The 25,161-nt window shown below is 56.2% G+C and carries 20 protein-coding genes, 1 tRNA gene and 2 rRNA genes (1 of these 23 running past the window's edge); 16 read left to right on the top strand and 7 right to left on the bottom strand.

Annotated features, from left to right (window positions below):
- The 9 genes from OQ273_RS23155 to OQ273_RS23705 all read left to right on the top strand — a co-directional run.
- Window positions 1-1,795 (top strand): 23S ribosomal RNA (locus OQ273_RS23155) (it extends 1,002 nt beyond the left edge of the window).
- Window positions 1,796-2,185: 390 nt separating this feature from the next.
- Window positions 2,186-2,300 (top strand): 5S ribosomal RNA (rrf, locus tag OQ273_RS23160).
- Window positions 2,301-2,413: 113 nt separating this feature from the next.
- Window positions 2,414-2,490: transfer RNA gene (locus OQ273_RS23165), tRNA-Met, on the top strand.
- Window positions 2,491-2,578: 88 nt separating this feature from the next.
- Complete coding sequence (locus OQ273_RS23170; RefSeq protein WP_267993474.1) at window positions 2,579-2,848, top strand: DUF736 family protein; 270 nt, start codon at window positions 2,579-2,581, stop codon at window positions 2,846-2,848.
- Window positions 2,849-3,019: 171 nt separating this feature from the next.
- Complete coding sequence (locus OQ273_RS23175) at window positions 3,020-3,460, top strand: VOC family protein (RefSeq protein WP_267993475.1); 441 nt, start codon at window positions 3,020-3,022, stop codon at window positions 3,458-3,460.
- 1,339 nt (window positions 3,461-4,799) lie between these two features.
- Window positions 4,800-6,056 carry an MFS transporter gene (locus OQ273_RS23180; protein ID WP_267993476.1) on the top strand — a complete coding sequence of 419 codons (1,257 nt, stop codon included), beginning with the start codon at window positions 4,800-4,802 and terminating at the stop codon, window positions 6,054-6,056.
- A 22-nt stretch (window positions 6,057-6,078) separates the two neighbouring features.
- Window positions 6,079-6,657: a GNAT family N-acetyltransferase gene (locus tag OQ273_RS23185; protein ID WP_267993477.1), complete on the top strand. Its 579-nt coding sequence runs from the start codon at window positions 6,079-6,081 to the stop codon at window positions 6,655-6,657.
- Entirely contained in the window at window positions 6,641-7,249 is a 609-nt protein-coding gene (locus OQ273_RS23190) for a LysE family translocator (protein WP_267993478.1), read from the top strand. Before OQ273_RS23185 ends, OQ273_RS23190 begins: the two co-directional genes overlap by 17 nt.
- A 740-nt stretch (window positions 7,250-7,989) precedes the next feature.
- A complete protein-coding gene (locus OQ273_RS23705) occupies window positions 7,990-8,226 on the top strand; it encodes an alpha/beta hydrolase family protein (protein WP_333781708.1) in 237 nt (78 codons plus the stop codon).
- Window positions 8,227-8,319: 93 nt separating this feature from the next.
- Here the strand turns inward: OQ273_RS23705 and OQ273_RS23200 are convergent, their stop codons facing one another.
- Window positions 8,320-9,489, bottom strand: a complete 1,170-nt coding sequence (locus OQ273_RS23200; protein WP_267993480.1) for an MFS transporter — start codon at window positions 9,487-9,489, stop codon at window positions 8,320-8,322.
- Window positions 9,490-10,354: 865 nt separating this feature from the next.
- Here OQ273_RS23200 and OQ273_RS23205 point away from each other — a divergent pair.
- The gene (locus OQ273_RS23205; protein WP_267993481.1) at window positions 10,355-11,248 is read left to right on the top strand and encodes a LysR family transcriptional regulator; all 894 of its coding nucleotides are present in this window, start codon (window positions 10,355-10,357) and stop codon (window positions 11,246-11,248) included.
- 199 nt (window positions 11,249-11,447) lie between these two features.
- Here the strand turns inward: OQ273_RS23205 and OQ273_RS23210 are convergent, their stop codons facing one another.
- Complete coding sequence (locus OQ273_RS23210) at window positions 11,448-11,912, bottom strand: PaaI family thioesterase (RefSeq protein WP_267993482.1); 465 nt, start codon at window positions 11,910-11,912, stop codon at window positions 11,448-11,450.
- Window positions 11,913-12,345: 433 nt separating this feature from the next.
- Between OQ273_RS23210 and OQ273_RS23215 the strand changes: the two genes are divergently transcribed.
- From OQ273_RS23215 to OQ273_RS23225, 3 genes are read left to right on the top strand one after another with little or no spacing between them, the layout of a single operon-like run.
- Window positions 12,346-12,828 (top strand): hypothetical protein, encoded by a 483-nt coding sequence (locus OQ273_RS23215; protein WP_267993483.1) that lies wholly within the window; start codon window positions 12,346-12,348, stop codon window positions 12,826-12,828.
- Entirely contained in the window at window positions 12,825-13,721 is an 897-nt protein-coding gene (locus OQ273_RS23220) for a DMT family transporter (RefSeq protein ID WP_267993484.1), read from the top strand. Before OQ273_RS23215 ends, OQ273_RS23220 begins: the two co-directional genes overlap by 4 nt.
- Window positions 13,722-13,725: 4 nt before the next feature.
- Window positions 13,726-14,922 carry a multidrug effflux MFS transporter gene (locus OQ273_RS23225; RefSeq protein ID WP_267993485.1) on the top strand — a complete coding sequence of 399 codons (1,197 nt, stop codon included), beginning with the start codon at window positions 13,726-13,728 and terminating at the stop codon, window positions 14,920-14,922.
- Between the two features lie 280 nt (window positions 14,923-15,202).
- On the opposite strand, the gene OQ273_RS23230 is transcribed toward OQ273_RS23225, so the two are convergent.
- The 4 genes from OQ273_RS23230 to leuC are packed head-to-tail and all read right to left on the bottom strand — an operon-like array spanning window position 15,203 to window position 18,773.
- Window positions 15,203-16,087 (bottom strand): isocitrate lyase/PEP mutase family protein, encoded by an 885-nt coding sequence (locus OQ273_RS23230; protein WP_267993486.1) that lies wholly within the window; start codon window positions 16,085-16,087, stop codon window positions 15,203-15,205.
- Window positions 16,084-16,725, bottom strand: a complete 642-nt coding sequence (locus OQ273_RS23235; protein ID WP_267993487.1) for an isochorismatase family protein — start codon at window positions 16,723-16,725, stop codon at window positions 16,084-16,086. The genes OQ273_RS23230 and OQ273_RS23235 overlap by 4 nt, the downstream gene beginning before the upstream one ends.
- Complete coding sequence (gene leuD / locus OQ273_RS23240) at window positions 16,722-17,366, bottom strand: 3-isopropylmalate dehydratase small subunit (protein ID WP_267993488.1); 645 nt, start codon at window positions 17,364-17,366, stop codon at window positions 16,722-16,724. The genes OQ273_RS23235 and leuD overlap by 4 nt, the downstream gene beginning before the upstream one ends.
- Before the next feature lie 3 nt (window positions 17,367-17,369).
- Complete coding sequence (leuC, locus tag OQ273_RS23245; protein WP_267993489.1) at window positions 17,370-18,773, bottom strand: 3-isopropylmalate dehydratase large subunit; 1,404 nt, start codon at window positions 18,771-18,773, stop codon at window positions 17,370-17,372.
- Window positions 18,774-18,951: 178 nt separating this feature from the next.
- Here leuC and OQ273_RS23250 point away from each other — a divergent pair, with 178 nt between their 5' ends.
- Window positions 18,952-21,009, top strand: a complete 2,058-nt coding sequence (locus tag OQ273_RS23250; protein WP_267993490.1) for a hydantoinase/oxoprolinase family protein — start codon at window positions 18,952-18,954, stop codon at window positions 21,007-21,009.
- A 4-nt stretch (window positions 21,010-21,013) separates the two neighbouring features.
- On the top strand, window positions 21,014-22,792 hold the full coding sequence (locus OQ273_RS23255; protein WP_267993491.1) for a hydantoinase B/oxoprolinase family protein: 1,779 nt from the start codon (window positions 21,014-21,016) through the stop codon (window positions 22,790-22,792).
- Here the strand turns inward: OQ273_RS23255 and OQ273_RS23260 are convergent, their stop codons facing one another.
- Entirely contained in the window at window positions 22,793-23,851 is a 1,059-nt protein-coding gene (locus OQ273_RS23260; RefSeq protein WP_267993492.1) for a LacI family DNA-binding transcriptional regulator, read from the bottom strand.
- Between the two features lie 187 nt (window positions 23,852-24,038).
- On the opposite strand from OQ273_RS23260, the gene OQ273_RS23265 reads away from it, so the two are divergent.
- Window positions 24,039-25,157, top strand: coding sequence for a sugar ABC transporter substrate-binding protein (locus tag OQ273_RS23265; RefSeq protein WP_267993493.1), 1,119 nt, complete (start codon window positions 24,039-24,041; stop codon window positions 25,155-25,157).
- Window positions 25,158-25,161 lie beyond the last annotated feature (4 nt).

Genomic DNA, 25,161 nt, shown 5'->3' on the forward strand with positions numbered 1-25,161 from the left:
CGTCGTGGAGAGGGCAACAACCCTGACCTCCAGCTAAGGTCCCCAAGTTATGGCTAAGTGGGAAAGGATGTGAGGATCCCAAAACAACCAGGATGTTGGCTTAGAAGCAGCCATCATTTAAAGAAAGCGTAACAGCTCACTGGTCTAAATAAGGGTCTTTGCGCCGAAAATGTACCGGGGCTCAAGCCATACACCGAAGCTGAGGGCTTGCTTTTGCAAGCGGTAGCGGAGCGTTCCGTAAGTCCGTGAAGGGATACCCGTGAGGGATCCTGGAGATATCGGAAGTGCGAATGCTGACATGAGTAACGATAAAGGGAGTGAGAGACTCCCTCGCCGAAAGACCAAGGGTTCCTGCTTAAAGTTAATCTGAGCAGGGTTAGCCGGCCCCTAAGGCAAGGCCGAAAGGCGTAGTCGATGGGAACGACGTTAATATTCGTCGGCCTGGCGGTAGTGACGGATCGCGTGTGTTGTCAGTCCTTATTGGATTGGTCTGGCAGCGAAGCGGTTCCAGGAAATAGCTCCGCCATATAGACCGTACCCGAAACCGACACAGGTGGTCAGGTAGAGCATACCAAGGCGCTTGAGAGAACTGCGTTGAAGGAACTCGGCAAATTGCACGCGTAACTTCGGAATAAGCGTGACCTTGCAGGAGGCAACTCTTGTGGGGTGGCACAGACCAGGGGGTAGCGACTGTTTATCAAAAACACAGGGCTCTGCGAAGTCGCAAGACGACGTATAGGGTCTGACGCCTGCCCGGTGCCGGAAGGTTAAAAGGAGTGGTGCAAGCTGCGAATTGAAGCCCCGGTAAACGGCGGCCGTAACTATAACGGTCCTAAGGTAGCGAAATTCCTTGTCGGGTAAGTTCCGACCTGCACGAATGGCGTAACGACTTCCCCGCTGTCTCCAACGCAGACTCAGTGAAATTGAATTCCCCGTGAAGATGCGGGGTTCCTGCGGTCAGACGGAAAGACCCCGTGCACCTTTACTATAGCTTTACACTGGCATTCGTGTCGGCATGTGTAGGATAGGTGGTAGGCTTTGAAGCCGGAGCGCCAGCTCTGGTGGAGCCATCCTTGAAATACCACCCTTATCGTCATGGATGTCTAACCGCGGCCCGTTATCCGGGTCCGGGACAGTGTATGGTGGGTAGTTTGACTGGGGCGGTCGCCTCCCAAAGAGTAACGGAGGCGCGCGATGGTAGGCTCAGACCGGTCGGAAATCGGTCGTCGAGTGCAATGGCATAAGCCTGCCTGACTGCGAGACTGACAAGTCGAGCAGAGACGAAAGTCGGTCATAGTGATCCGGTGGTCCCGCGTGGAAGGGCCATCGCTCAACGGATAAAAGGTACGCCGGGGATAACAGGCTGATGACCCCCAAGAGTCCATATCGACGGGGTTGTTTGGCACCTCGATGTCGGCTCATCGCATCCTGGGGCTGGAGCAGGTCCCAAGGGTTTGGCTGTTCGCCAATTAAAGCGGTACGTGAGCTGGGTTCAGAACGTCGTGAGACAGTTCGGTCCCTATCTGCCGTGGGTGTAGGAATATTGACAGGATCTGCCCCTAGTACGAGAGGACCGGGGTGGACACATCTCTGGTGGACCTGTTGTCGCGCCAGCGGCATAGCAGGGTAGCTATATGTGGAACGGATAACCGCTGAAGGCATCTAAGCGGGAAACCAACCTGAAAACCAGTAGTCCCCATAGAGCCGTGGAAGACGACCACGTCGATAGGCTGGAGGTGGAAGTGCGGTAACGCATGAAGCTGACCAGTACTAATCGCTCAATAGACTTGATCGTTCCCATTGATCAATGCCCATCTTCAAGCACCTTTGGTGCTTGAACATTACTTTATGTCCTCACGGGTGAACGCGGCTGCGCCGCTAACCTGCGGACAGCGCGGGCAATACCGGCGGGAAAACCCGCCGTGCCCGGCGCGCAGTCGCGCTTGCGAAGCAAAGCTTCGGGTTCTTCTTTCTTGAAAACTCAAGGGAAATGAACACGGTGCAAAGCACCGCAAGGCCGGCCAGCCGTCGCCGCAAATGCGGCGCGCACGCGCAGGCCAGATCATCAAAGATGATCGGTACGGCCGTGAGCGCAAACAAATCAATCCGGATAGCTTATCCAAAAAGTCGAACAACTTTTTGGGCATCCGGAAAAAACCAGCTTCTCATTTTTGCTCTTTGCCGACCTGGTGGTTATGGCGGGGTGCCTGCACCCGTTCCCATCCCGAACACGGCCGTGAAACACCCCTGCGCCAATGGTACTTCGTCTCAAGACGCGGGAGAGTAGGGCGCCGCCAGGTCCGCAAAACGCAAAACAAAAATATCTTCTCTGAATGATGTTCCGAACCCGATAGACAGATCCACCGCGTTGCGGTGACAGTTTCGTGTGAGGGTTGCTGAACAGAAAAGTTGACGCGGGGTGGAGCAGCCCGGTAGCTCGTCAGGCTCATAACCTGAAGGTCGCAGGTTCAAATCCTGCCCCCGCAACCACTCAGACCGACATTCCCGAACAGGGTATGTCGGTTTTTTGGTTTTTGTCGTTACTTGCCGACCATTCCAGGATCCTGCTGAAGTCACCATGCACGGTTGCGTCGATCTGACGGCGTTTGGAGCCAGGCATGAGCGCGATGCGCTCAATAGACCGCGTTTGGCCGCTGCCGCCTCGTCTCTCGTTCGTGGGGATTTTGGAGCGCTGTGGTCGAAGACCTCGACCGAGGGACGCAACTATCTTGGCTTCAAGCTGGACGGTCCCCGCTTCACTGCTTCGCTTGACACCAACCTCTTCGATGACGGGGATGAGGGCTACGGCCTCATCTACTCCCGCCCTGGCCGCCGGAACGGCGCCTGAGCGGCCGGCATGCGCCTCACCCGGGAACCCTCCGAGCGGTGCGGATCATGCGGTTGATTGGCGAGTTGAGCCAATAAACCACTATTGAACCGCCAGGTTCCGGAGGCTAGGTGTGTGAACAGCAGTTATGCGCATGGTATAGCGAGAAGCAGATAAATGATGGAGACAAACATGAACCAAGGTCTTTCGGAGCTTGGAGTGCTTTTTGTCGCTGGTTTTGGTCCGATAACCCGAGATTCGGAGAATAGTCGGACACTTTATGTAGAGACACTTGGTCTGCCACTCAAACCATACGGCGACAACAAGGACTATCTTTCGACTGAGGATGGCGAGCTAAAAGGGTGCAGGCATTTTGCGCTTTGGCCGCTGATGCAGGCCGCACAATCATGTTTCGACCGTGATGAGTGGCCTACCGATCTGCCAATACCACAGGCATGGGTAGAGTTCGATGTGGAGAACATCTCCATCGCTACCGAAAGGCTGTTGGCTCGGGGCCATCATCTGCTGATCTCCAACAGGCAAGAGCCCTGGGGCCAAAGAGTGACCCGCTTTCTTAGTCCAGAGGGCTTGTTGGTTGCTGTGAGCGAAACGCCGTGGTTGCGTAACTCGTAAAGTCCGCTACAGATCAGAAGAACCTGCGAAAGCCAGCCTGCTTGTGTCGTAAGTCGTTGTAACAAGTGCGACGTCATCTGGAGCACAGGTCGCTTGCAGCGATATCGCGCTTTGCCCATTGAGCAGACATCCAGTCTTTACTCAGAATCGTCCGCTCGCGCCCGATAGGCGATACGTCATACGCTTGTGCCAGTTCATACAAAGCAATCACGGCTGGGTTCCGGCAACGGTTTTTGAAACTATTGACATATCGTTGGCCTAAGCCGGGGCCTCGGCAGGTTGCAGCCAAGGTCAAGGCCGGCGACGAGTGGTTCAACTGTTGCGGAAAGAGCGTTTAGGTCGACTTCTGCCGACGATTGCCAAACGGGTTTCGGATATCACCGCTCGGCAGTAACTCTGAGTGAAACGATCAAATAGGACTGTGAGAGTTTCGAAATTTAAGTAGGTTCTGTTGGGGTTTGTAGAGCCGTCTTGCGAAGGCCTCGGCTTTGGTCGTGTCGTCAAATGCGTTCCTTCGTGCCACGTCGCCAACACCCCGAATGCGCCAATGGAAAAAGAGGCCCGAAGATCTTACTGGAACAATCGCCATGGGTGTGTTCGAAGTTATATCAGCGATGTACGATCAGAACAGATCACCCCGAAAGGTGATGTGGATTTTGTTCCCATCCAGATCGAAAAAGTAAGCCCCAAAGTAGCCCTCTCCATATTTTGAGCGAGGGCCCGGGCGCCCACAATCCTGTCCACCGGCGACGATAGCGGCCGCATGGGAGAGGGTCACCGCTTCCGCCGAAGGCGCACAGAATGCAATCATGACGCCGTTGCCAGGAGTTGCTGATCTGCCGTCATAGGGCTCGTATGCGTAGAACCTTGGCAGTGCCTTGCCATCCTGGATCCAGCACTTTGCTTGCGGGCCTCCATCTGGAGCAACCGGTCTTTGGTATAACCCAAGCGGATGCAGCACTGCATCATAAAACGATGCGGCAGCGCTCAGGTCCGTTGTCCCGAGTGTTATGTGACTAAACATCAAAACCTCAAAACTACATCGTATTCCTTGGGCTCACGGCAGGCTCTACCTGTAAGCGTGGCCAAAAGAAGTTATTTGCGACAAGAGCCATATGGTGTTCAGGAAGATGCATTTCACGATCGTTTCTCTATTGAATAATCATCAGAATATCTGGTTGTTTGGCTACATCGCTTTCGAAAATCGAATTTGTAAATTCCTCTATAAATGTTTGTGCCAAACTGGGATCTGACCATCCTTTGACTGACAGAGCGCAATGGTCAGCCGTTACTTGGGTTCGTTCAAGCGCCTGGATTTTATCTTGGGAGCGGCTTTCAGATGAGCACAAGGACGTCGAGCAACCTGATGCCGGTGCTCATCTCGGGCAGTGCGATCATACTCGTCAGTTTCGCGATCCGAGCTTCTTTTGGCGTTTTCCAAATACCGATCGCAAGTGAGTTTGGTTGGCTAAGGGCGGAGTTTTCCTTTGCGATCGCTATTCAAAATCTTTTCTGGGGGATAGGGACTCCAATATTTGGTGCGTTCGCCGACAAATTCGGTGACAGAAAGGCGATTGTCGCTGGCGCCCTTTGCTATGCAGCCGGACTGGTTTTGTCGTCCTATGCAGTAACGCCTGGCCAGCACCAACTTCTTGAGATGTTGGTTGGATTCGGTATCGCCGGAACGGGGTTTGGCGTTATCCTGTCCGTCATTGGTCGCGTCGCAAGTGACGAGAACAGATCCATAGCCTTGGGTATTGGAACTGCGGCAGGTTCGGCAGGTCAGATCGTCGGCCCGGTCACTGCAGAATTCCTCTTGAGGTTCATGCCCTGGCAATCGGTCTTCATCGTGTTCGCTGTCGCGATCCTCGCAATCTTGATCGTCCTGCCTTTCATTCGCAACACATCGGAGCAGAGTGTTTTGCAATCGGAACCTATGGGTGTCGTTCTCAAGAAGGCAGTCTCAGATCCGACTTACACTATGATTTTCATTGGATTTTTCTCCTGCGGCTATCAACTTGGGTTCATAACGGCACATTTTCCCGCATTCATAGCGGAGGTTTGCGGACCAATTGCATCCGGCGGTTTGCTTTCCTCGATGGGCATATCGACTACGTCGGCCCTCGGCGCTTTGGCGATCGCAGTTATCGGGCTGGCCAACATCTTTGGAACCATTGCTGCCGGCTGGCTTGGGCAGACATACTCAAGAAAGTACCTTCTAGCTGCCATCTATCTGGCGCGTACAGTTGTTGCGGCAACATTCATCATATTTCCGATAACGCCGGCATCTGTATTGATCTTTTCGGGCATCATGGGAGCGCTTTGGCTTGCAACCGTCCCTCTCACGTCAGGCCTCGTCGCGCAGATCTACGGCTTGAAATACATGGGCACGCTTTATGGGCTGGTGTTCTTTTCCCACCAACTCGGAGGTTTCCTCGGAGTTTGGTTGGGCGGCCGCATGTATGATCTGTCTGGCGACTACACACTGGTTTGGTGGATCGGCGTTGGTGTTGGAGCCTTCTCTGCGCTTGTTCACTTGCCAATCGACGAAAACCCACTTGAGCAAAGGCGGAGGCTGCAAGGTGCGGCGGCATAGTCTGGTCAGTTGGAAATTTCAGATGACGCACAAATTTGGGCATACGAACGACGGTCCGGTAGACGCTGCACCGGTGATTTCGACAAAGCGATTATTGCTCAGACCACATCACTTGGATGACTTGCCGGATATGTTCAAGATGTGGAGTGATCCAGAGATTGTAAAATACATCTGCGGAGCGCCTTCTACTCTTAGTGCTACCTGGCTTCGCATGCTGCAATACACGGGACATTGGCGGCATATGGGGTTTGGCTATTGGGCGATCGAGCGGCTGTCCGACAACCGATTTGTTGGCGAAGTCGGGCTCGCAAACTTCCGGAGAGGCTTCCCACCTGAACTGCTCGATGTCCCAGAAATTGGCTGGTGCATAACCAAGGCCTTTCAGGGGAAGGGCTACGCCAGTGAAGCGGTTGACGCAGCGCTTGAATGGGCCGCAAATTCTGCCGGTGAGCATAAGTGCGTCTGCCTGATTGATCCGGAAAACCGCATCTCTATATCGCTTGCCGGCAAGATGGGTTTCACGTTTCTTGATGAGATCTCAAACTCTGGACAAACACTGCTCGTCTTTTTTCGAACTTGCTTGCATGGATCTGATGATTGAGCACACACTCCTCTTATGGACATCGGCAGTCCCTTTGATGGGTAGTCCTGGACCGGCTACTTTGAGTCTTGCCGCAATAGGCTCAGCGTTCGGCTTCAGCCGCGGAATTCCATACCTTGCCGGCATTGTCTTCGGAACCACTGGTGTCCTCATCCTGATCGCGTCCGGATTAACCACGATGTTGTTGGCAGCACCAGGACTTATTGGGGTCTTAAGCATCCTTGCGGCTGGCTACATTCTCTACTTGGCTTGGAAAATAGCCACGGCGCCAGTTGGCGCGCAAGAATCGCGATCGGCAGCAAGCCCCGCCATGTTACCAGGCTTTGTTCTAGCAATCGCAAATCCAAAGGCTTTTGCCGCGATTGGCGCGGTTTACGCGTCCCATACGATAGTCCAGGCAGATCTGGCCCTGGATACAGCCGCCAAAACATTTGCATTGTTCCTGGTCATAGTTTTGGTGAACACCAGTTGGCTTGCCATGGGGGCCTTGTTTGCGTCCATGCTTACGGATCCGGTGATCGGGAGAATCACGAACATCGGAATGGCGGTTATATTGGTCATATCAGTCTGTTTCGCGCTGTTGCTCGGATGACGGCCGGTGAAATCCTGACGGGAAGTGTTTGAGTAGTCACTCGTGACCAAGTGCCGGCGTTTTCGTGTTGGCCTTCGATCAGAGTTCGCCTTGGGGCTGCCGGGGTCAATCAAGATGTAGAAAAGGGCGACATTCGAAAAAAGGTACTTTCAAGATGGACGCGCAGTCAGCAAACACTCAATACGGAGAAACAAAGAGACTACGCCTGAATGCAACCTGACATTATCAGAAGACTGTTGCCAAATTGGGGGGCCACTTACGGCCCGTCAACAAAGGGTCCATTCCCGGGCATCGTTTTGCTTCATGGCTCTGAGGGCGGCTTTTCGGGTTGGACACACCGAACAGCCGTCATCTTTGCGGCGCATGGCTACCTCTGCTACCCGCACAGCTATTCAACCGGAGGAAATGCGTGGAACTCTGGGAGTATTGAGGACGTAGATATCTCCCGCACTGCGGATGCACTTTCTGCCCTCCGAGGTTTCGAGCACTGCAGTGGGAAGGTCGCGGTCTACGGTGTTTCTCGGGGGGCGGAGCACGCCTTGCTGCTTTCCTTTTTGACCGCTAAGGGAAGTAGCCAAAGAAGGCCAGATGCGGTTGCGTGCCTTGCTGCACCTGACGTAATTTGTGGAGCATTCGATGCACGTAGATTCCGTGACAGTGGTGACCCGGGATGGCAGGTTTGGGACCCGTCTCGGCGTGCATGGTTGTGGAATGGATCTTCGGACGAACTATTACCGACCATGCCGATTGATGTTGAGACATTTGAAGGTCCTATGTTCCTTTCGGTAGGAACGAATGATCAAACATGGTCGTCTGAAATGACCGCAAGGCTGCAAGACAGGCGTGAAAAAGCCGGTTTGCCAGTTGAAGCGCACTATTACACGGGTGAAGGCCATGTGCCTGGCAGCGAAGGTGAAAACATGCACCATGCATTGCTGTTGTCGTTCTTCCGTCGAACCTTGGCTCCTGATGTTTGATCACTTTCCGATCGATGCAATCCAACCGAAAGAGTAATCGATTGCGCAAATAACAAACTGATCACGGCGATGCATCAGTCAAGTAAGCCCCTTTCACTTCAGGGCCTTACTCAAAAGCACCAACTCGACGAGGCACAGCGTCGCAAGTAGATAGACCAAAGCAGGCCAACCGAAACTGGCAGCGATTGCACCTATGACGGGTGGACCAACCAAGGCTCCGAGCCCACCCATTTGTGTCAGCATCCCATTTGCCGCGCCAACCTGGCTTGTCCCGTTCGACAAACGGGGTACTGCGGCGAAACACATTGCCACAAGGGCTCCGACGAAAAAGAGGACAGCAACACATCCGATAACCGCTACGACAAGGTTCATCGCGCCAAACGCGAAGACAGACGCCGAAGCGGCACCTATTGCGGACAGTACGTATATTGATCGGTCGGCAACTCTCGAATTGATTCTCCCGTAGAAAAGGTTCCCGGCAAGACTCCCGAGAGCAATCAGGCCGGTCAATCCGCCGGCTTCGGTCATAGAGATCGAAAATCGATCAGAAAGATACAGTGGCAACATGCTCAGTATCGCAACTGACAACAGCGTCGTGATCAAGAAAGCTGCCGAAAGCGTCCAAAGAGATTTGGAGAGCTGGCGGATGGTTGTCCGGAACGCCACCTCGCCGGACATTGGCGGCGGTACACCAGGTAAATACCTGGAAGCGACTACCGCGGCAGATGCCGTCGCCACACCACATAAAGCAAACCAAGCACGCCAGCCCAGTTCTTGTGCAATTGACCCGCCAAGCGCGGAGGCCAGACTAATTCCGGCAATGAAAAATGTTCCCCAGAATGCAAGTGCAGTAGCCTGTTGGTCGGGGCGGACCGTTGCCGCGATGATAGTGGGCGCCGCGACAACAACAGCAAGATAGGCGAAGCCTTCGAGGATTCTTAGAACAAGCAGGATCTGGAAACTTGGAGATACGGAAGCCAACAGCGTCAATGCAGCGAGAAGGTAAGCACCAAGGATGATCGATCTGATTAACCCGAAGGCGACCACGAGCAAACCTGCCGCAATACCCGAAAGGGCCGAGGCAAATGTTATCAGTGAAACGAACCAGCCAAAGCCGACAAAATTGACGTCGAAACTCTGTGCAAGCATTTCGAAAGTTGGAGAAATTCGCCCGACCTGCGCTGCTGCCAGCACACTCAACGCATAGACTGCTGTCCAAATTGCCCGAGACTGCCACTTACTTCGTTCTTTTTCTGTTTCCACTATCATAGCCTGCTAGAGCACAGCTTTAATCGATCTTCGCCGCACCGCTTGAACTTGGTTCAATGCAGTGTGCTGATCGAAACACGTCGCTGTATGTGACAACTGAAGTTTTGTTCTGGTTCTCTGTTTCGGCAGCGCTGATACGCTGAGAAGTCAGTCTGTGCACATGGTGACGTTTCACAACACATGACGCCAAAAACGGCATTGTCGGTCGGTTGGACCCGCTTTGCCGCTGCAACGACCTGACCTGCCAAGGGTTCGCGCAAAACGACGATTCCCTCGTCATCCTCCACAACATACTCTTGCTCTCCGCGACAATCATGAGTGTCGAAGGCGCCGTGCCAAGAACGTTGGCGCTCGTGCCTATCGGCTCCGATCTCGCGCCGCCCAAAACCCGCAAGGCGAGACGTTTCGCGGAAGTGGTGCGGCACAGCGCTGGCACATATCGGCAGACCTGCACTATCTGCCAGTTCAAGGGCCTGCCGTTCTGCTGTTGAAATGTCTGGACGAACACGAGTTGTCAGAACTACATCTCCCGGCTTAACGATATCGAGAACGCCTTGGATCCAATGGTCATTGGACGGCATCTTTACCATTGTCAGACGCCCATAACGGTGTAGCGACGCGCATGCGGGCTCCACCCAAACCGGAACACCTCGGGCGCAAGGCCTGGTTTCCGCACAACCATCCGCGATGTCTGTCCTTTCCGAAGCCGCTGGCTTCGACCGCAATCTCCGCATTTCTACGCATATGAGTAGTATGTACCGTCAGGGTTCGGCTCGGTTGCATGAGGTCAATCCTAGACATCAATTCGATATTCAGATATCAAATATGAGCCGTATTACAGTTTCGAAAAACGAAAGAGATGATTAGGAATTTTGATATTGATGCCCTGAGGACGATGGTGGTGGGCGTGGAACTTGGAAGTTTCACCCGCGCCGCTTCGGAGTTGGGTCGCTCTCAGTCCGCAATCAGTATGCACATCAAGAAGTTGGAAGACAGGGCGGGCAAAACTCTGTTCACTCGGCATGGTCGTGGCCTGGTTCCGACGGAAGCCGGGGAACAACTGCTTTCCTATGCCAGGAAGATCATCGCTCTGAATGATGAAGCTGCGATCGCGATGGGAGTCGGAGAGGTGGAGACCAGTGTTAAACTGGGACTACCCCAGGATTTCTTCGATGTCATCTTGCCCAAGACTGTTTCCTTATTTTCTTCACAGCACGAAAACGTTCATGTGGACGTCAGAGCAGGACGGAATTTTGCTCTTGAAGAGGATGTTTATTCAGGCCGTATCGATGTTGCTATTGCATTCTTTGCGGCAGGCTCCAAAGGACATGGTGAACTGCTTACAGAGATGCAGACGCGGTGGCTTGCGCCAGAAGGAGATGCGACGTCATTCCTGGAAGACCGGAAGGTGCCGCTGGTTTTGTTCGACCACCCCTGCCTATTTCGCACGAATATTTTGAAGGCCCTGGAGCAGGAACAACGTCATTGGCGAGTTGCTCTAACAACTCCTAGTCTGACCGGAATCTGGTCGGCGATAGCCGCAAAACAGGGTGTGACCTCGCGAACTTTGTATCGAGTTTCGCCTGATATTCAGGTTTTGCCACTCGAGTGTGGTCTTCCTGAAACTGAAGCGATCGAGGTCAGGCTTCTCGTTTCGGACAGGGCCTCTCCTGCGGCGTTGGCACTTCGCGACTGCATACGTGAAATTGCTTCTCAGGAACTCAAGACCGCTTTGGATCGGGTTGCGGCGTAGTGACGGATCGCCCTCAACCAGATACCGATCATCATCTTTCGTAGTACAACGCAAACATCGAATCGCGAACTTGGCAGTTCACCGCGACAGGAAATGATCTCATCGGCTCCGTTCCCGCTTCGATATAGTCCCAGCATTCAGGTTCTGCCTTGATGGTCCAGCGGCCGCTCCACCGAACCAAAAGCATTTCAGACTGGTGTCAAAGGCGAAGGTGGCTGCGCCCATAGAGCGCCATTATGGTGGCTGTCATGGTGGCGACCAACGTTTCTTGGTCACCCTGAACTGCCCAGGCGGAACCTTCGGTGTAGGTCAGAGTCTTTCCCGGTTTGAGCACGCGGCCCCGATAGATGAACCGTTCTCCATCTGCAGGAGTGATCAGCGTCGTTTTGAACTCTACGGTTAGCACTGCAGCTTCCGGCGCCATCAATGAAAATGCTGCATAGGCGCAGGCACTGTCGAGAGCGGTCGCCGTAACGCCTGCATGAATGAACCCGTGCTGTTGGGTGTAGGCGTCTCGGTGGTCCATACTGAGTTCGACTTCGCCGGCCCGTACAGAATTCAGATTTATCCCCATCGTGTTCATAACGGTTTGGAGAGCAAAGCTCTTTGCGACCTTGTCTCGATAATCGGGATCCCGAGGTTCAAACCGGGTTTTTGAGCTCATCTTCTGCCTTTCGGGCAACGGCATGCGTGAATTTAATGAAGCACCTGGATGAAATTTGACGCGCGTTTCATTTGCCAGTCACCTTCATCGGGCTCGCTTCCACGTCGACGTTCTGACGAGCGCGGCAACCGTCAAACCCGCCGTCCTGCCGGATCGCATCAAAGGTCCTGCAATAGCCAGTGTTGCAGGCCTTGGGCTGTCGACCGCAGGAAATTCAGCCACCAGGACCGGAGCCAAATTCAGATCACGGAACATCCATCGGCACTCGCCCGCACCAACTGTCAACGTCTTGTCAGCACCGTATCGACTGTGGGGACTTTTGAGAAAACTCGTTCTTCAAATGCCCCGGTTTCGAATTTTGGGAGGTATTTCGTGCGCTCGAAGGATGTCTACTGGCATCACATGAGGTTCGTTTTTGCGGTTTGCAGTGACGATGTCAGACTACATCATGAAGGACCGCGCGATGCGCCGTATGCTGTTGATCGCCCTGTTGCTTCTTGCTATCCCCGGTTGCAGCCTTGGGTACGCCGCTGGTGTGCATCAGATGAGCCTTCAGGTTGATGACGCGCGGGGCCTGCAGCTCGCGCTCTGGTATCCGACTGAAGATGACAGCCATGTGGGAGTAGCTGGAAATGCTGTCTTTTACGGTCAGCAGGCTACAGTTGACGCATCTTTGTCGGACCTGAAGCACCCATTGGTTCTGCTGTCACACGGAGGTTTCCGCGTCGGTGCAGCAGTCTTCGGTGTGACACCTATTGGTGCCCTCGTTCGGGCGAGACTTCGTGTACCCGGGCAAATCAAAATTGCCTGGGCCAACCGGCGCTGCCTGTTCGGGCTGATGATCTATTTTGCAGGAGCAGTTCTGGCGGCAAAGGGAGGGACAAGGCGAGTGCACAATTGGGCGGTCAACACGTGACTGCACGAGATCCGACATATCGAACGGGTCTCGCCGTTGCCGCTGTTGTTGTCGCGGTGCTGGCACTTTCCCTGGGAGACGCGATTATCAAAGGGACCGGGGCCGAGATGCCCCTTTGGCAAATGTATATCCTTCGGTCACTTTTCGCGTTGCCGGTTCTATGGTGGCTGGCATGTCGCAAGGCTCGAATTTCCTTCAACTCCCTGATCTGGGTGGTTTTGCGCAGCGTTCTGCTGGTCGCCATGTGGCTCAGCTACTACTCGGCCCTGCCGCTCATGCCGCTGTCTCTTGCGGCAGCGGCTTACTATACCTCGCCCATCATGATCACGGTTCTTACAGCTCTGCTCGCGCGGCAAAAGCCAACGCCGCGCGTCATGATGGCAGTTATTCTCGGTTTCGGGGGCGTCGTACTTGTCCTGCGGCCGAACGCTTCGAGCTTCGACTTTGCGGCACTGCTGCCGGTGCTTGCAGCGTTTCTCTATGCCTGCGCGATGGTGCTGACTTCGCTGAAATGCCGCGATGACAATCCTTTCGCGCTTGCTCTGGCATTGAACATCGCCTTCATCATCGCCGGAGTCGGTCTCGGCGCCTTTGCGGGTCAGGAAGGCTCTTTCATGTTCGGCCCATGGCAGAACCTCGACCTCAAGTTGATCGGGACGGTCACGGCGCTTTCGGCCGTGATCTTGGTCGGCAGCGTTGGCACAGCCATCGCCTATCAGAACGGGCCACCTGCGACGGTATCAGCCTTTGATTACAGCTATCTCGTCTTCAGTCTGATATGGGGGGCGCTGTACTTCGCAGAGCTGCCGGATGTTCTCTCCCTGGCAGGTATCGTCGTTATCGTTCTGGCCGGATTCCTGTCCCTGCCGCGCGAGGAAAGACATGCGGCGTGACAGAATGGATAACACGAGAACTCCGCCGCATCTGATCACTTTGATCCTACTGACTGGGTTTTCACCCATGTCGCTCAACATGTTTCTGCCATCGCTGGCCAACATCACCGTCGATCTTCGCACCGACTATGGAACGATGAGCTGGTCGGTATCGGGGTATTTGGCAGTAACAACTATCATCCAGTTGATTGCCGGCCCCATGTCAGACCGCGTCGGCAGACGGCCCGTTTTATTGGCGGCCTTGCTCGTCTTCACATTTGCGTCGGTGGGCTGCGCCTTCGCACAGAGCATTGAAGTCTTCTTGTTTTGTCGAATGCTTCAAGGAGGGATCATCAGCGGATATGCCCTCTCTCTGGCGATTGTTCGCGACACACGGTCAGAGCGAGAGGCCACCAGTCTGATCGGTTACATTGCAATGGCGATGGCTATCGCCCCCATGCTTGGCCCGATGCTGGGAGGCGTTTTGGATGCCTATTTGGGCTGGCGGTCGGTCTTTGCACTCTATGCTGTGGCGGGTTTCAGCCTGCTGATACTTTGCTGGTTGGACCTTGGAGAAACGAAGCCGAGACGGACAACTGGCTCCGATGCCCCCATGCTCGGCACAACCACACTTGTCCGTGAGCCGCTTTTCTGGGCCTACGCGCTCTGCGGAACCTTCTCTGTCGGCGGGTTCTATATCTTCCTGACTGGCGCGCCTCTTGTCGCCCAGTCCGTCTTTGAAACCACGACTGCTGAGCTGGGGTTCTACCTCGGGACGATTACAATCGGTTTCATGCTTGGAGGTTTTGTCGCTGGAAGCCTTGGGAAAGGGTTTGAACCGACGACCATGATGATCGCTGGCCGGGTCGTTGCCTGCGTTGGTCTGCTTGGCGGACTGGCTCTCTTGGCTCTCGGCATAACATCGACGCAACTCTTTTTCGCCAGCACCATGTTTGTCGGTCTGGGGAACGGAATCACCATGCCGGGAAGCAATGCCGGGGCGATGTCAATTCGACCAGAACTTGCGGGAAGTGCGGCCGGTCTGAGTGGGGCTCTGATCGTTGCAGGTGGCGCTGTTCTTACAGCGGTGACTGGCAACGTCGTGTCTGAAACAAGCGGCGCGCAGACGCTGCTCATGCTGATGCTCGCGACATCAGGAGCAGCCCTGGGTTTCGCCATTTGGGCGGCGCGGCTCAAACAAGAGGAAAGGGCGACCGTATGACAAGCGCACCAGATATGGCAGCGCTCGCCATTGCAATCGGTAAAGGTTAGGTGCTTCCGGTGAAACGGCGGAACGGGCTGGAGGCAGGTTTCCGGGGCTTTCCGGGCGGTTTGCCTTGCAAGACCAGGCATGCGCAGCAAGGAGGGGTTGTCGTTGTTGGGTGGCCAGACTGCACGGAATGGAAGGCAGCACTTCGCCCTTCTGTGCCGCCCGGGACGCAGGTGCGGAGCGCTCCTTGATCAAAGCGCAGGCGCTCGATGGACGAGATACAGGGCGCCGGCTATTTGACTGCGTGTGACCGGTCGGCCGACCATTTCGCTTCGAAATCCCAGATTTCCTGAAAGCCGATGAGCTGATTGAACTCGTTGAAATCGAAAAGTTCTAGTTGAGGGGAGGATGATGTGCCCTCCGTCTTGAGAACCTTGAGAGCATTTTCAACGGCTGCTGCCGCAGAAAGGCCTGTGATCGAAGGGAATATCGCAATGCTGTAACCGATCTCCTCGAGCTCTCGGGCGTTCAGGATCGGCGTTTTGCCGCCATCAGCCATGTTGGCGAGCATTGGTGCGGAGATGCGCCGACATGCTTCGTACATTTCATCCCGGCTTTCGAGCGCTTCCACGAAGATGATGTCAGCGCCGGCATCCTGATAGGCAAGCCCACGCTCCAGCGCGCCTTCAAGACCTTCCGTCTGGCGCGCATCCGTGCGGGCGATGATCAGCGTATCGTCCGGTTTTTCTCGTGCATCGAGCGCGACCTTTATCTTGTCGACCATGTCATCCTTGGTGATCACGCGCTTGTAGGGCGTGTGACCACATTTCTTGGGGAACTCCTGATCCTCGAGCTGTATGGCTGCGACACCGGCGCGCTCATAACCGCGGACCGTATAGTCGACATTGAGCAGACCGCCATATCCCGTATCTGCATCGGCAATAACCGATGCATCGGCGGTACGGCACAGTGTTTGCACGCGTTCGACCATTTCCGTGTAAGTCGCGAGCCCGGCGTCGGGCAACCCGTGAGCAGACGCGGTTCCCCAATAACCCGAGGAGTAAATGAAATCGAAGCCGATCTTATTGGCAACGACCGCTGAGATCATGTCGTGGATGCCGGGAGCGGCGACGAATTGTCCGGCGTCCAGCGCCTGCCTGAGGCTTGGCCTGCTCATGCTGGTTCTCCGATTGATTTGAAGTAGTCGAGAACATCCTTTTCCCCGACGACATCGCCGTATTTGGCGTCCATGTCGAACAGGTTGGCTTCATGCGGCGCGTGATGCCGGTCCCCCACGGCTTCGCGCGCGATGATAGGAATGAAGCCGTATGAGCAACAGTCCACGCATGTGGCGCGCACGCACCCGCTGGTGCTGACACCGGTGTGTACAAGCGTGTCTATCCCCCAGCTTGTCAGGGTCGGAGCAAGGGATGTTCCGAAAAAGGCGCTCGCATATTGCTTGGAAATGACCAGTTCGCCTTCGCCGACCTCCAATCCGTCCGCCCAACGCGCCATCGGGTTCCCCGCAGTGAAGTTGCGCAAGGGCCTGGCCTTCTGGAAGAAGCGTCCGCCATTCGAGCCGTCAGGCAGGTAGACTACATTGGTGTAGATGACCGGCACACCGGCTTCGCGAGCCGCGTCGCGGAGGCGCACCGCCGAGGCGAGGGTGTCGTCGACATCGGCATAAAGCTCACAATCAGGATCGAAATAGGCCCGGACGAGGTCGATCATGATAAGCGCCGGCTTCTTGCCGAAGCCGATGCGGTTGCCGTAGGCGCGCCGGTAGTTCTCTTCAAGATCTTCCGCATCCGTCATTTTTTCTGCCTTTGTTTGGTTTCCAGATATGCCAGGTGCTGCTCGTCCAGAGTCAGCCAGGGTTCCTCGTCTGAACGGCTCGCCTCAAATGCGTCAATGACGTCGCGATCCTCGGCGAGGATCATGCCGATCTCGTCCAGGCCGCCAACAAGTGCCTGCTTGCGGTGGGTATCGACATGAAATTCAATCTCGGTGCCGGACTGCAGTCTGATTGTCTGCTCCGGAAGATCGATCGTGATGGGCTCCATGGCGCTGGCGGCGGCCTCCAGAGCAGTCATATGCGGGTCTTCCAGCGTAATTGGAAGGACGCCGTTCTTGAAACAATTGGCGTGAAAAATCTCGCCGAAGCTTGGGGCGATCACATAACGTATCCCGAGATCGGCCAGCGCCCAGACCGCGTGTTCCCTGCTTGAACCGGTGCCGAAATTGGCGCCGACAACAAGAATTCGGGCATTGTCAAAAGGTGGCGTGTCCAAAATGAAAGGCGTATCGGGATGCTTGCGCCGCTCATGAAAGGCGTATTGTCCAATGCCTTCCCTTTCCAGCATGAGCAGAAAGCGGGCGGGAAAGATCACATCCGTGTCGATATTGCTCTCCAGCAGGGGCGCTGCGAGGCTGGTCAGCGTTGTGAGTTTCTCCATGGCCTACATCATCTCGCGGACATCGGTCAGATGACCGGCGACGGCTGCGGCCGCGGCCATTTTCGGGCTCATGAGATGCGTCCTGCCGCCTCTTCCCTGACGGCCCTCGAAGTTGCGGTTCGATGTGGAAGCACAGCGTTCACCCTCGGACAGGCGGTCATCATTCATGCCCACACACATGGAGCAACCCGCGTCGCGCCATTCGAAGCCGGCGCTGAGAAAGATGTCGTGCAGGCCTTCCTCTTCCGCGGCAATCCGTGTTGCCGCCGAACCAGGCACGACAATCGCCGAGACACCAGCGGCAACCTTGCGCCCTTTGACAACCTTTGCAGCCGATCTCAAATCGTCAATGCGGCCATTGGTGCACGAGCCGATGAACACCCGGTCGATCGGGATGTTGCGAAGGGCCATCCCCGGCTTGAGCGCCATATAGTTCAGAGACTTTTCGATCCGCGCGCGTCGGACCGGATCAGGTTCGGCTTCGGGGTCCGGCAGATGAGCGGTGACAGGCAGGGTTTCCTCCGGACTTGTTCCCCATGAAATCTGAGGTGCCAAATTGGAGGTTTCGAAATTGACCTGCCGATCGAATTGGGCGTCCGGATCGCTTTTCAGGGCCGTCCAGGCGGCCACTGCGGCATCCCATTTGTCGCCCTTTGGCGCAAGGGGTCGGTCTTTGAGAAATCTGATCGTCGTTTCATCAACGGCGATCAGTCCGACACGGCTGCCTGCCTCGATTGCCATGTTGCACAATGTCATGCGTTCGTACATGGACATCGCGTCGACTGTGGAGCCGGCAAACTCGACGGCATAACCAGCGCCGCCGCCCGTGCCGATCTCCGCGATCAACGCTAGAATGACGTCCTTGACCGTCACGCCCGGGGCGAGGCCGCCGTCCAGGATCACCCGCATGCGTTTCTGTTTTTTCTGGTGCAGCGTTTGTGTGGCAAGAACGGTGGCGCACTCACTGGTTCCGATGCCGAATGCGATACAGCCAAAAGCGCCGTGTGTGCATGTGTGGCTGTCGCCGCAGACCAGCGTTGTGCCGGGGAGGGTAAAGCCGAGCTCCGGGCCGATAACATGGACGATACCGTGTCGGTCGTCGTCAATCTCAATGTAGGGAATGTTGTGCCGCGCGGCGTTTTCCTCAAGTCGGCGAACCTGCTTGGCGGCCTGTCCCGAACGCAATTTAAAAGCACGCAATTTTGTCGGAACCGCGTGGTCGGCGACTGCTATATGCGCGTCGGGACGCCGGACGGCGCGGCCAGCCGCGTCCAGGGCCGCAAAAGCCTGGGGGCTCGACACCTCCTGTACCAGATGGCGGTCGATATAGAGCAGCGTGTTGCCACCGCCATAGTCGCGGACCGTGTGAGACTGCCAAATCTTATCGTATAGCGTTTGCCGTGCCATTCCTGTCGTGTCCGTCGTTTCAGGAGCCCCGTCAGCATTCGCGGCAATGCTGGTTTGCGGGCTGTTGCACCCAGATTTTTCTTGATGCCATGGCGAACTTACTATTAAATGAATGCGCATTCAACATATGCGAGAAGCCTTTTTTCCGATGCATGCTCTCGCCGTTTGGAGGAACACGATGCGACTAGGAGTTGACGTTGGCGGGACGTTCACGGACCTGCTTCTGCAGGATGACATACGCAATATAACCTATCGGGCAAAGACCCCCTCAACGCCGCAAGACCAGTCCATCGGCGTTGCCGCCGGTGTCAAACTGATCTGCGAAAAGGCGGGCATCGCGCCAACCGACATTTCCCTGGTCCTGCACGGGACCACTGTGGCCACCAATGCGGTTTTGGAGGGCAAGGGCGCCCGGGTCGGCCTGCTGGTGACAGAAGGCTTTGAACACACGCTGCATCTGGCCAAGTCGTGGACGCCCGGCCCGCTGTTCGGCTGGATCGTCATGGAAAAACCCGATCCACTTGCCTCGCTTGAGGATACGCGCGGCATTCCCCAGCGCATGGACGCGCGCGGCAACGTGGTTCGCGAACTTGACGAGGCCCGGGCCACGGCGCTGATTGATGACCTGTGTAACTCGGGTGTCGAGGCCCTGACCATCTCGCTTATGCATTCCTATGCAAACAATGCCCACGAGCGCCGTCTGCGTGACATTGTCAAGGAGCGTTTTCCGGATTTGCAGGTGTCGCTTTCGTCGGAGATTTTGCCTGAGTTCAGGGAATATGACCGCGCCATCACGACAGTCATGAACGACTATGTGCGACCGATTATGACCCGTTATCTGTCTCGGATTGAGGGACGCCTGGTCGACGAGAACGTCAACAGCAAACTGCATATCGTTCGTTCCGATGGCGGCCTTATGAGCGCCGCGGCAGCGGCGGACAGGCCTGTGCATACGGTGCTCTCGGGGCCGGCAGGCGGCGTGACCGCGACGGCGATGATTGCCAAGAGAACCGGACTGAACAAGCTGCTTGCCTTCGATATGGGCGGCACGTCAACGGACGTGTCGGTCATTATCGATGGTGAGCCCACGATCTCGCGTTCGACCGAGGTCGGCTATTTTCCCGCCAAGGTGCCGACCCTTGATGTGCGCAGCGTGGGGGCTGGCGGCGGTTCGATCGCGGAGTTGTCCGAGTTGACCAGCTCGCTGCGGGTCGGGCCGCGCAGCGCCGGGGCGATGCCGGGGCCGGTTGCGTATCGTCGCGGTGGAACGGAGCCGACCGTGAGCGATGCCAATGTGGTGCTTGGGTATCTGCCGGCAAAGCTGCTGGGCGGGGACATGGATCTCGATGTCGAAGGCGCCCGCAACGCGGTTGCCGCCATCGGCGAGAAGATCGGCCTCGACCCGGAACACGCGGCTCAGGGCGTTCTCGATATTGCCAATGAAGTCATGCTTGGCGCATTGCGGGTCATCACCGTGCAACGCGGCCTTGATCCGCGTGATTTCGGCATGGTGGCGTTCGGCGGGGCCGGGCCGCTGCATGCCAACGCACTGGCAGCGCTTCTCGGGTGCTACCCGGTGGTGGTTCCAGCCAATCCGGGCGTGTTGTCGGCGCTCGGGTTCCTGGAAGCCGAATTCAAGAATGAATTTGTCCGGACACTCATCGGGGCCGCGTCGGGGATCGACGACAACCAGATCTGGGCCGGGTTTTCGGAATTGGCAGACAAGGCCGTGGCCTGGATGGACGAGCAGGAGGTTGCAGAGGCGGATCGCGGCGTTACCTATTCGCTGGACCTGCGCTACGAACAACAGGGTTTTGAGGTCGCAATTAAGGTGCCGCCTGAACTGGTCGAGAACGCCAAGGGCCTGGACCGGGTGTTTGATGATTTCCACCAGACACACGAGCGGCTGTACGGCGTCCGCTTCGACCTTCCGATCGAGCTTGTGGCCTTGCGTGTCGTGGCAACCGGCGCCACGCCGCCGGTGAAGGAGTCGCCACCAGAATCGGGGACGTTCGACATATCGTCGGCGATTATTGAGACCGGCCGGGGCTTTTTCGATGGCGCCTGGGTGGACACGCCACACATCGATCGCGATCGGCTGGCGGCCGGTGCGCGTGTCGAAGGTCCGGCGATTGTACGCCAGTACGACACGACGACCGTATTGCTGCCGAACCACTATCTGGAAGTGGATGACCACGGCAACCTTTTGATCTGGCCGACCGCCAAGGGAGAATGACCGTATGACCAGGACCGTAGACCCGATCACGCTCGATCTGATCGAGAACGCCTTGCTGAACGCCCGCTTTGAGATGGACAGCGTTGTCGTCCGTATCGCCCTGTCGCCGGTGATCCGCGAGCAACACGACGAGTTTCCAATGATCTGCAACGCCAAGGGGCAGATGGTTGTCGGCCAGTTCGGCTCTTACATCCCGGGGATTGTCGAACAATATGGCGACGATATCCACGAAGGGGATGTGTTTGTCTGGAACGACCCCTATGCCTGCAAAGGCTCGATATCGCACAATAATGACTGGTGCGTGATGCTGCCGATCTTCCATGAGGGCGTGCATGTCGGCTTCAGTTCCATATTCGGTCACATGGTGGATGTGGGCGGCAAGGTGCCGGGCTCCATGCCCGCCGATTCACGGACGATCTGGGAGGAGGGCCTGCGTATTCCGCCGGTCAAGATCTATCAGAAGGGTACGTTGAACGAGGGTGTGCTCGACATCATGCTCAACAACTCCCGAACGCCCGACATGAACCGTGCCGATCTGATGGCGCTGATTGCCGGCTGCCGCACGGCGGCAAAGCGTGTCACGGAGATTTGCGACCGTTTCGGCCGTGATACCTATGTAGCCGCCTGTGACATGCTGCTTGACCGGACCCGCGAAGCGATGCGTATTCTGATCAACAAATATATTGCCGAAGAGCCGGTTACCTTCACCGATTATGTTGACGACGACGGGCTTGGCAACGGTCCCTTCAAAATGCATCTGTCGATTTACCGGCGCGGCGATGTGGCGGTCATCGACTGGACCGGCACGGACGATCAGGCCGAAGGGCCGATCAATTTCCATATCCATGAAGGCCTCTGCAAGCTGTTCTTCGGCGTCTATATGATCATGGCGTTTGACCCCAAGATCATGTTCAATGAAGGGTTCTACGACCTGTTCGAGATCATATTGCCGGAGGGCAGCCTGCTCAATCCACGGTTTCCGGCGGCGTTGTCGAACAGGCTGAATACGCATACACGGTTCTTCGATTGTCAGGCCGGTGCGCTGGGTCAGAAAGCGCCACACCTTTCGATGGCTGCCGGTTACGGTACGAGCCCGCATTTCATTTTTACCGGGCACGACAAGAACGACAAATATTTCCAGCTGATGGAGCTTTTGTTCGGCGGTGTGCCGGGGCGGCCTCTCGGAGACGGCTTTGACGGCCATGCCTGGTGGCCGTTGTTCAGCGCAACGCCGATCGAATATATCGAGAATTATTACCCGGTGCTGGTCGAGAGCTACCGGCCTGTCAAGGATGCCGGCGGCGCCGGTTTACACCGCGGCGGCGCCGGCATTGAAAAGACGTATCGCCTTCTGGAGCCGGGAACCATCTCGATCCACGATGATCGCGAGACGGTGCCGCCCTGGGGCATCAATGGTGGCCTGCATGGCGGCACATCCAGCAAATGGCTGCAGCGCGCCGGTTCGGACACGCCGGAGCGCATCAAGTCGAAGCTGGACAACCTGCCGGTGGAGCCGGGTGACAAGGTTATTTTCATTACCGCGGGGTCGGGAGGCTGGGGTGATCCGCTGGATCGTCCGGTCGACGCGGTTCTGCGGGATGTGCGACACCAGATTGTATCCCGCGAAAAAGCGGAACGGGATTATGGTGTTGTCATAGACGAGAACCACCAGGTCGATAAGGCGGCAACCGACGCGTTGCGTCAGCGTATGAAAGACGAGCGCGGCGCACCTGAACCCTTCGATTTCGGGTTTATCCCAGGTGTGCATGAGGCCGCCGAATAGTCAGGACCGGTCGCCGTCTCCCCCGGGGGCGGCGGTCCCTGCCGGAACGGTTTTTCCGGCAATCAGCTCACCCGTGACAACGAGGCTGTTTCCCGCGTCCTCCAGAGTCCCGCTCTGTTTGCGCTCCAGCAGGTCGAGTGTCTTTTCGACCATAACCTCAATAGGCTGCCGGATCGTGGTCAGTTCGTAGGGGGCACGCGTTGCCTCACGGACGCCATCGAAGCCGGCCAGCATGATGTCATCGGGGATCGCCAGCCCGAATTCCCCGCGCAGCGCATCCGCGCATCCGATCGCCATGATGTCGTTGACGGCGAATATGGCATCGGGAAACGGTCGTACCTTGTCCTTGAAGCGTGACAACACCGCGTCATAGCTTCCGGCGTAGCTTGATTGTCCGTCGATCTCCTCCACTCTGCCCGGGGCGACACCCAGCGCCTCAAGCTCCGAGCGGAAACCATTGACCCGGTCGCGGCTTGTCGAGCCCTGCGGATCTCCACGAATGATCAGAAATTCGCGTCCGCCCGCGTTGCACATTGCGCGGGCCAGCGTTGCAGCTCCCGCCTCATTTTCACAGCGGACGGATGCGAGCGCCGGATCGGCGGTACGTCGGTTGAACAAGACAATGGGTATGCCGGCATCCTGGCTGGTGCTGATGAGATCCGACGATAGATGCGCCGATGTCACGACAATTCCGTCAACATGGTAGCCGAGCGCCTGCATGAGTGCATCGTCGCAGTCCCTGCCATCTGAAATCGTGAATGCGAGGACGTGGCGACCGCTGTCCTGAAGCCTGGTGATGAATGCCTGAAGGCTTTCGGCATAAAAGGGATTGTGCATGTCGCCGACAATGACGGCGACGATATTGCTGCGTGCGTTGGCGAGGCTACGCGCGATGGAATTAGGCAGGTAGCTCAATTGCTTAGCAGCCGCGAGCACGCGGTCACGCTTGTCTTTGGTGATGCTTGCGCCTGGGGTGAACGCCCGCGAGACCGTTGGCTGGGATACGCCCGCCAATCTTGCAACATCGTAAGATGTAACCCGGTTCCTGGTCCGCTTCATCGGTGCTCGCTGCTATGCAGTCCATATCAATGAGACTGTCTGCTTTATAGGACCCGTGCCATCTATTTGCCAGCAGGTGATTGACAAACGGGCCTTTATCGCAGATTTTTATGAATGCGCATTCAAGTGCGAAACGTCAAGGTCTGCCGCGCTCCTAAGACCGGGTGACCTATCACGGAGGAAGTCGATGTTTAATTACAAAAACATAATGGGGCTCACGTCAGCGCTCGCCCTTTCCATGGCGGTTATGCCCATGAGCGCCTATGCGGACCAAGCTGGGATCGACCGTGCCAGCGAACGTCTTGCATCCTACTCGGAAAAACCGGTTTTCACGGCGCCCGGCGAGCCGTTTGATATTCGGGCCTGTGCCGAAGGCCGCAAAATGCTGTCTATGCCGAACAGCAGCGCCAATCCCTTTCTCAAGGGGATTATCAACCGCATGAAGGCGGTGGGCGACGAGATTGGGCTGGAGGTTGTCGAATGGGAAAATCAGGGTCAGCCGAGCCAGTGGGTGCAGGGATTTGACTTTGCTATTCGCGACAAATTCGATGTCATCAATCTGATTTCCGGTATATCGCCCGATACGGTTGAGCCCCAGGTCAAGGCAGCGACCGATGCCGGTGTGAAGGTCATGACATCGCATTTTTATGATCCTTCCTTTGAACCGCACCCGTTGCTCTCCAGCACGTTGCCTATTGGATTCAATGAAATCGGAAAGATTCTGGCGAATTGGGTCACGGTGAATACGGATGGCAAGGCGAAGATCGCATTGATCGTTTCGCGCGAAGTGCCGCCGACCATTCCGTTGGTGGACGGCATCGAAACGGAATTGGCCGAGAACTGCCCAGATTGTGAAATCGTCAGTGAAATCAATGTCGGGGTCTCCGAATGGGGAACGAAGATCCAGTCGTCGCTGCAAACGGTGTTGCAGGCCAACCCTGAAATTGACGTCGTCATCCCGATTTATGACTCCATGTCCCAGTTTGTCGTGCCGGCGTTGCGTCTGACCGGCAAGCTCGGCGAGGTCAAGGTCGCGACCTTCAATGGCACGCCTTTTGTGCTGGACTTCATCCAGCAAGGATCGGTATCCATGAATATTGGTGAAAGCCTGGATTGGATTGCCTATGCGACGATCGATGGACATATGCGCGACCTGTGCGGTCTTGCGGTGCCCGACAAACTCAATGTGCCGTTCTACATCTTTGATGAGAACAATGCTGCCGATGCGGGCACACCGGCGCAGTTCGACACGGGCTATGGCGATGCATATATCACCGGCTTCCGCGAACTCTGGGGCCTGAACTAGGCAC

Origin of the sequence: Hoeflea prorocentri (assembly GCF_027944115.1) — a bacterium.
Taxonomy (GTDB): Bacteria; Pseudomonadota; Alphaproteobacteria; order Rhizobiales; family Rhizobiaceae; genus Hoeflea_A; species Hoeflea_A prorocentri.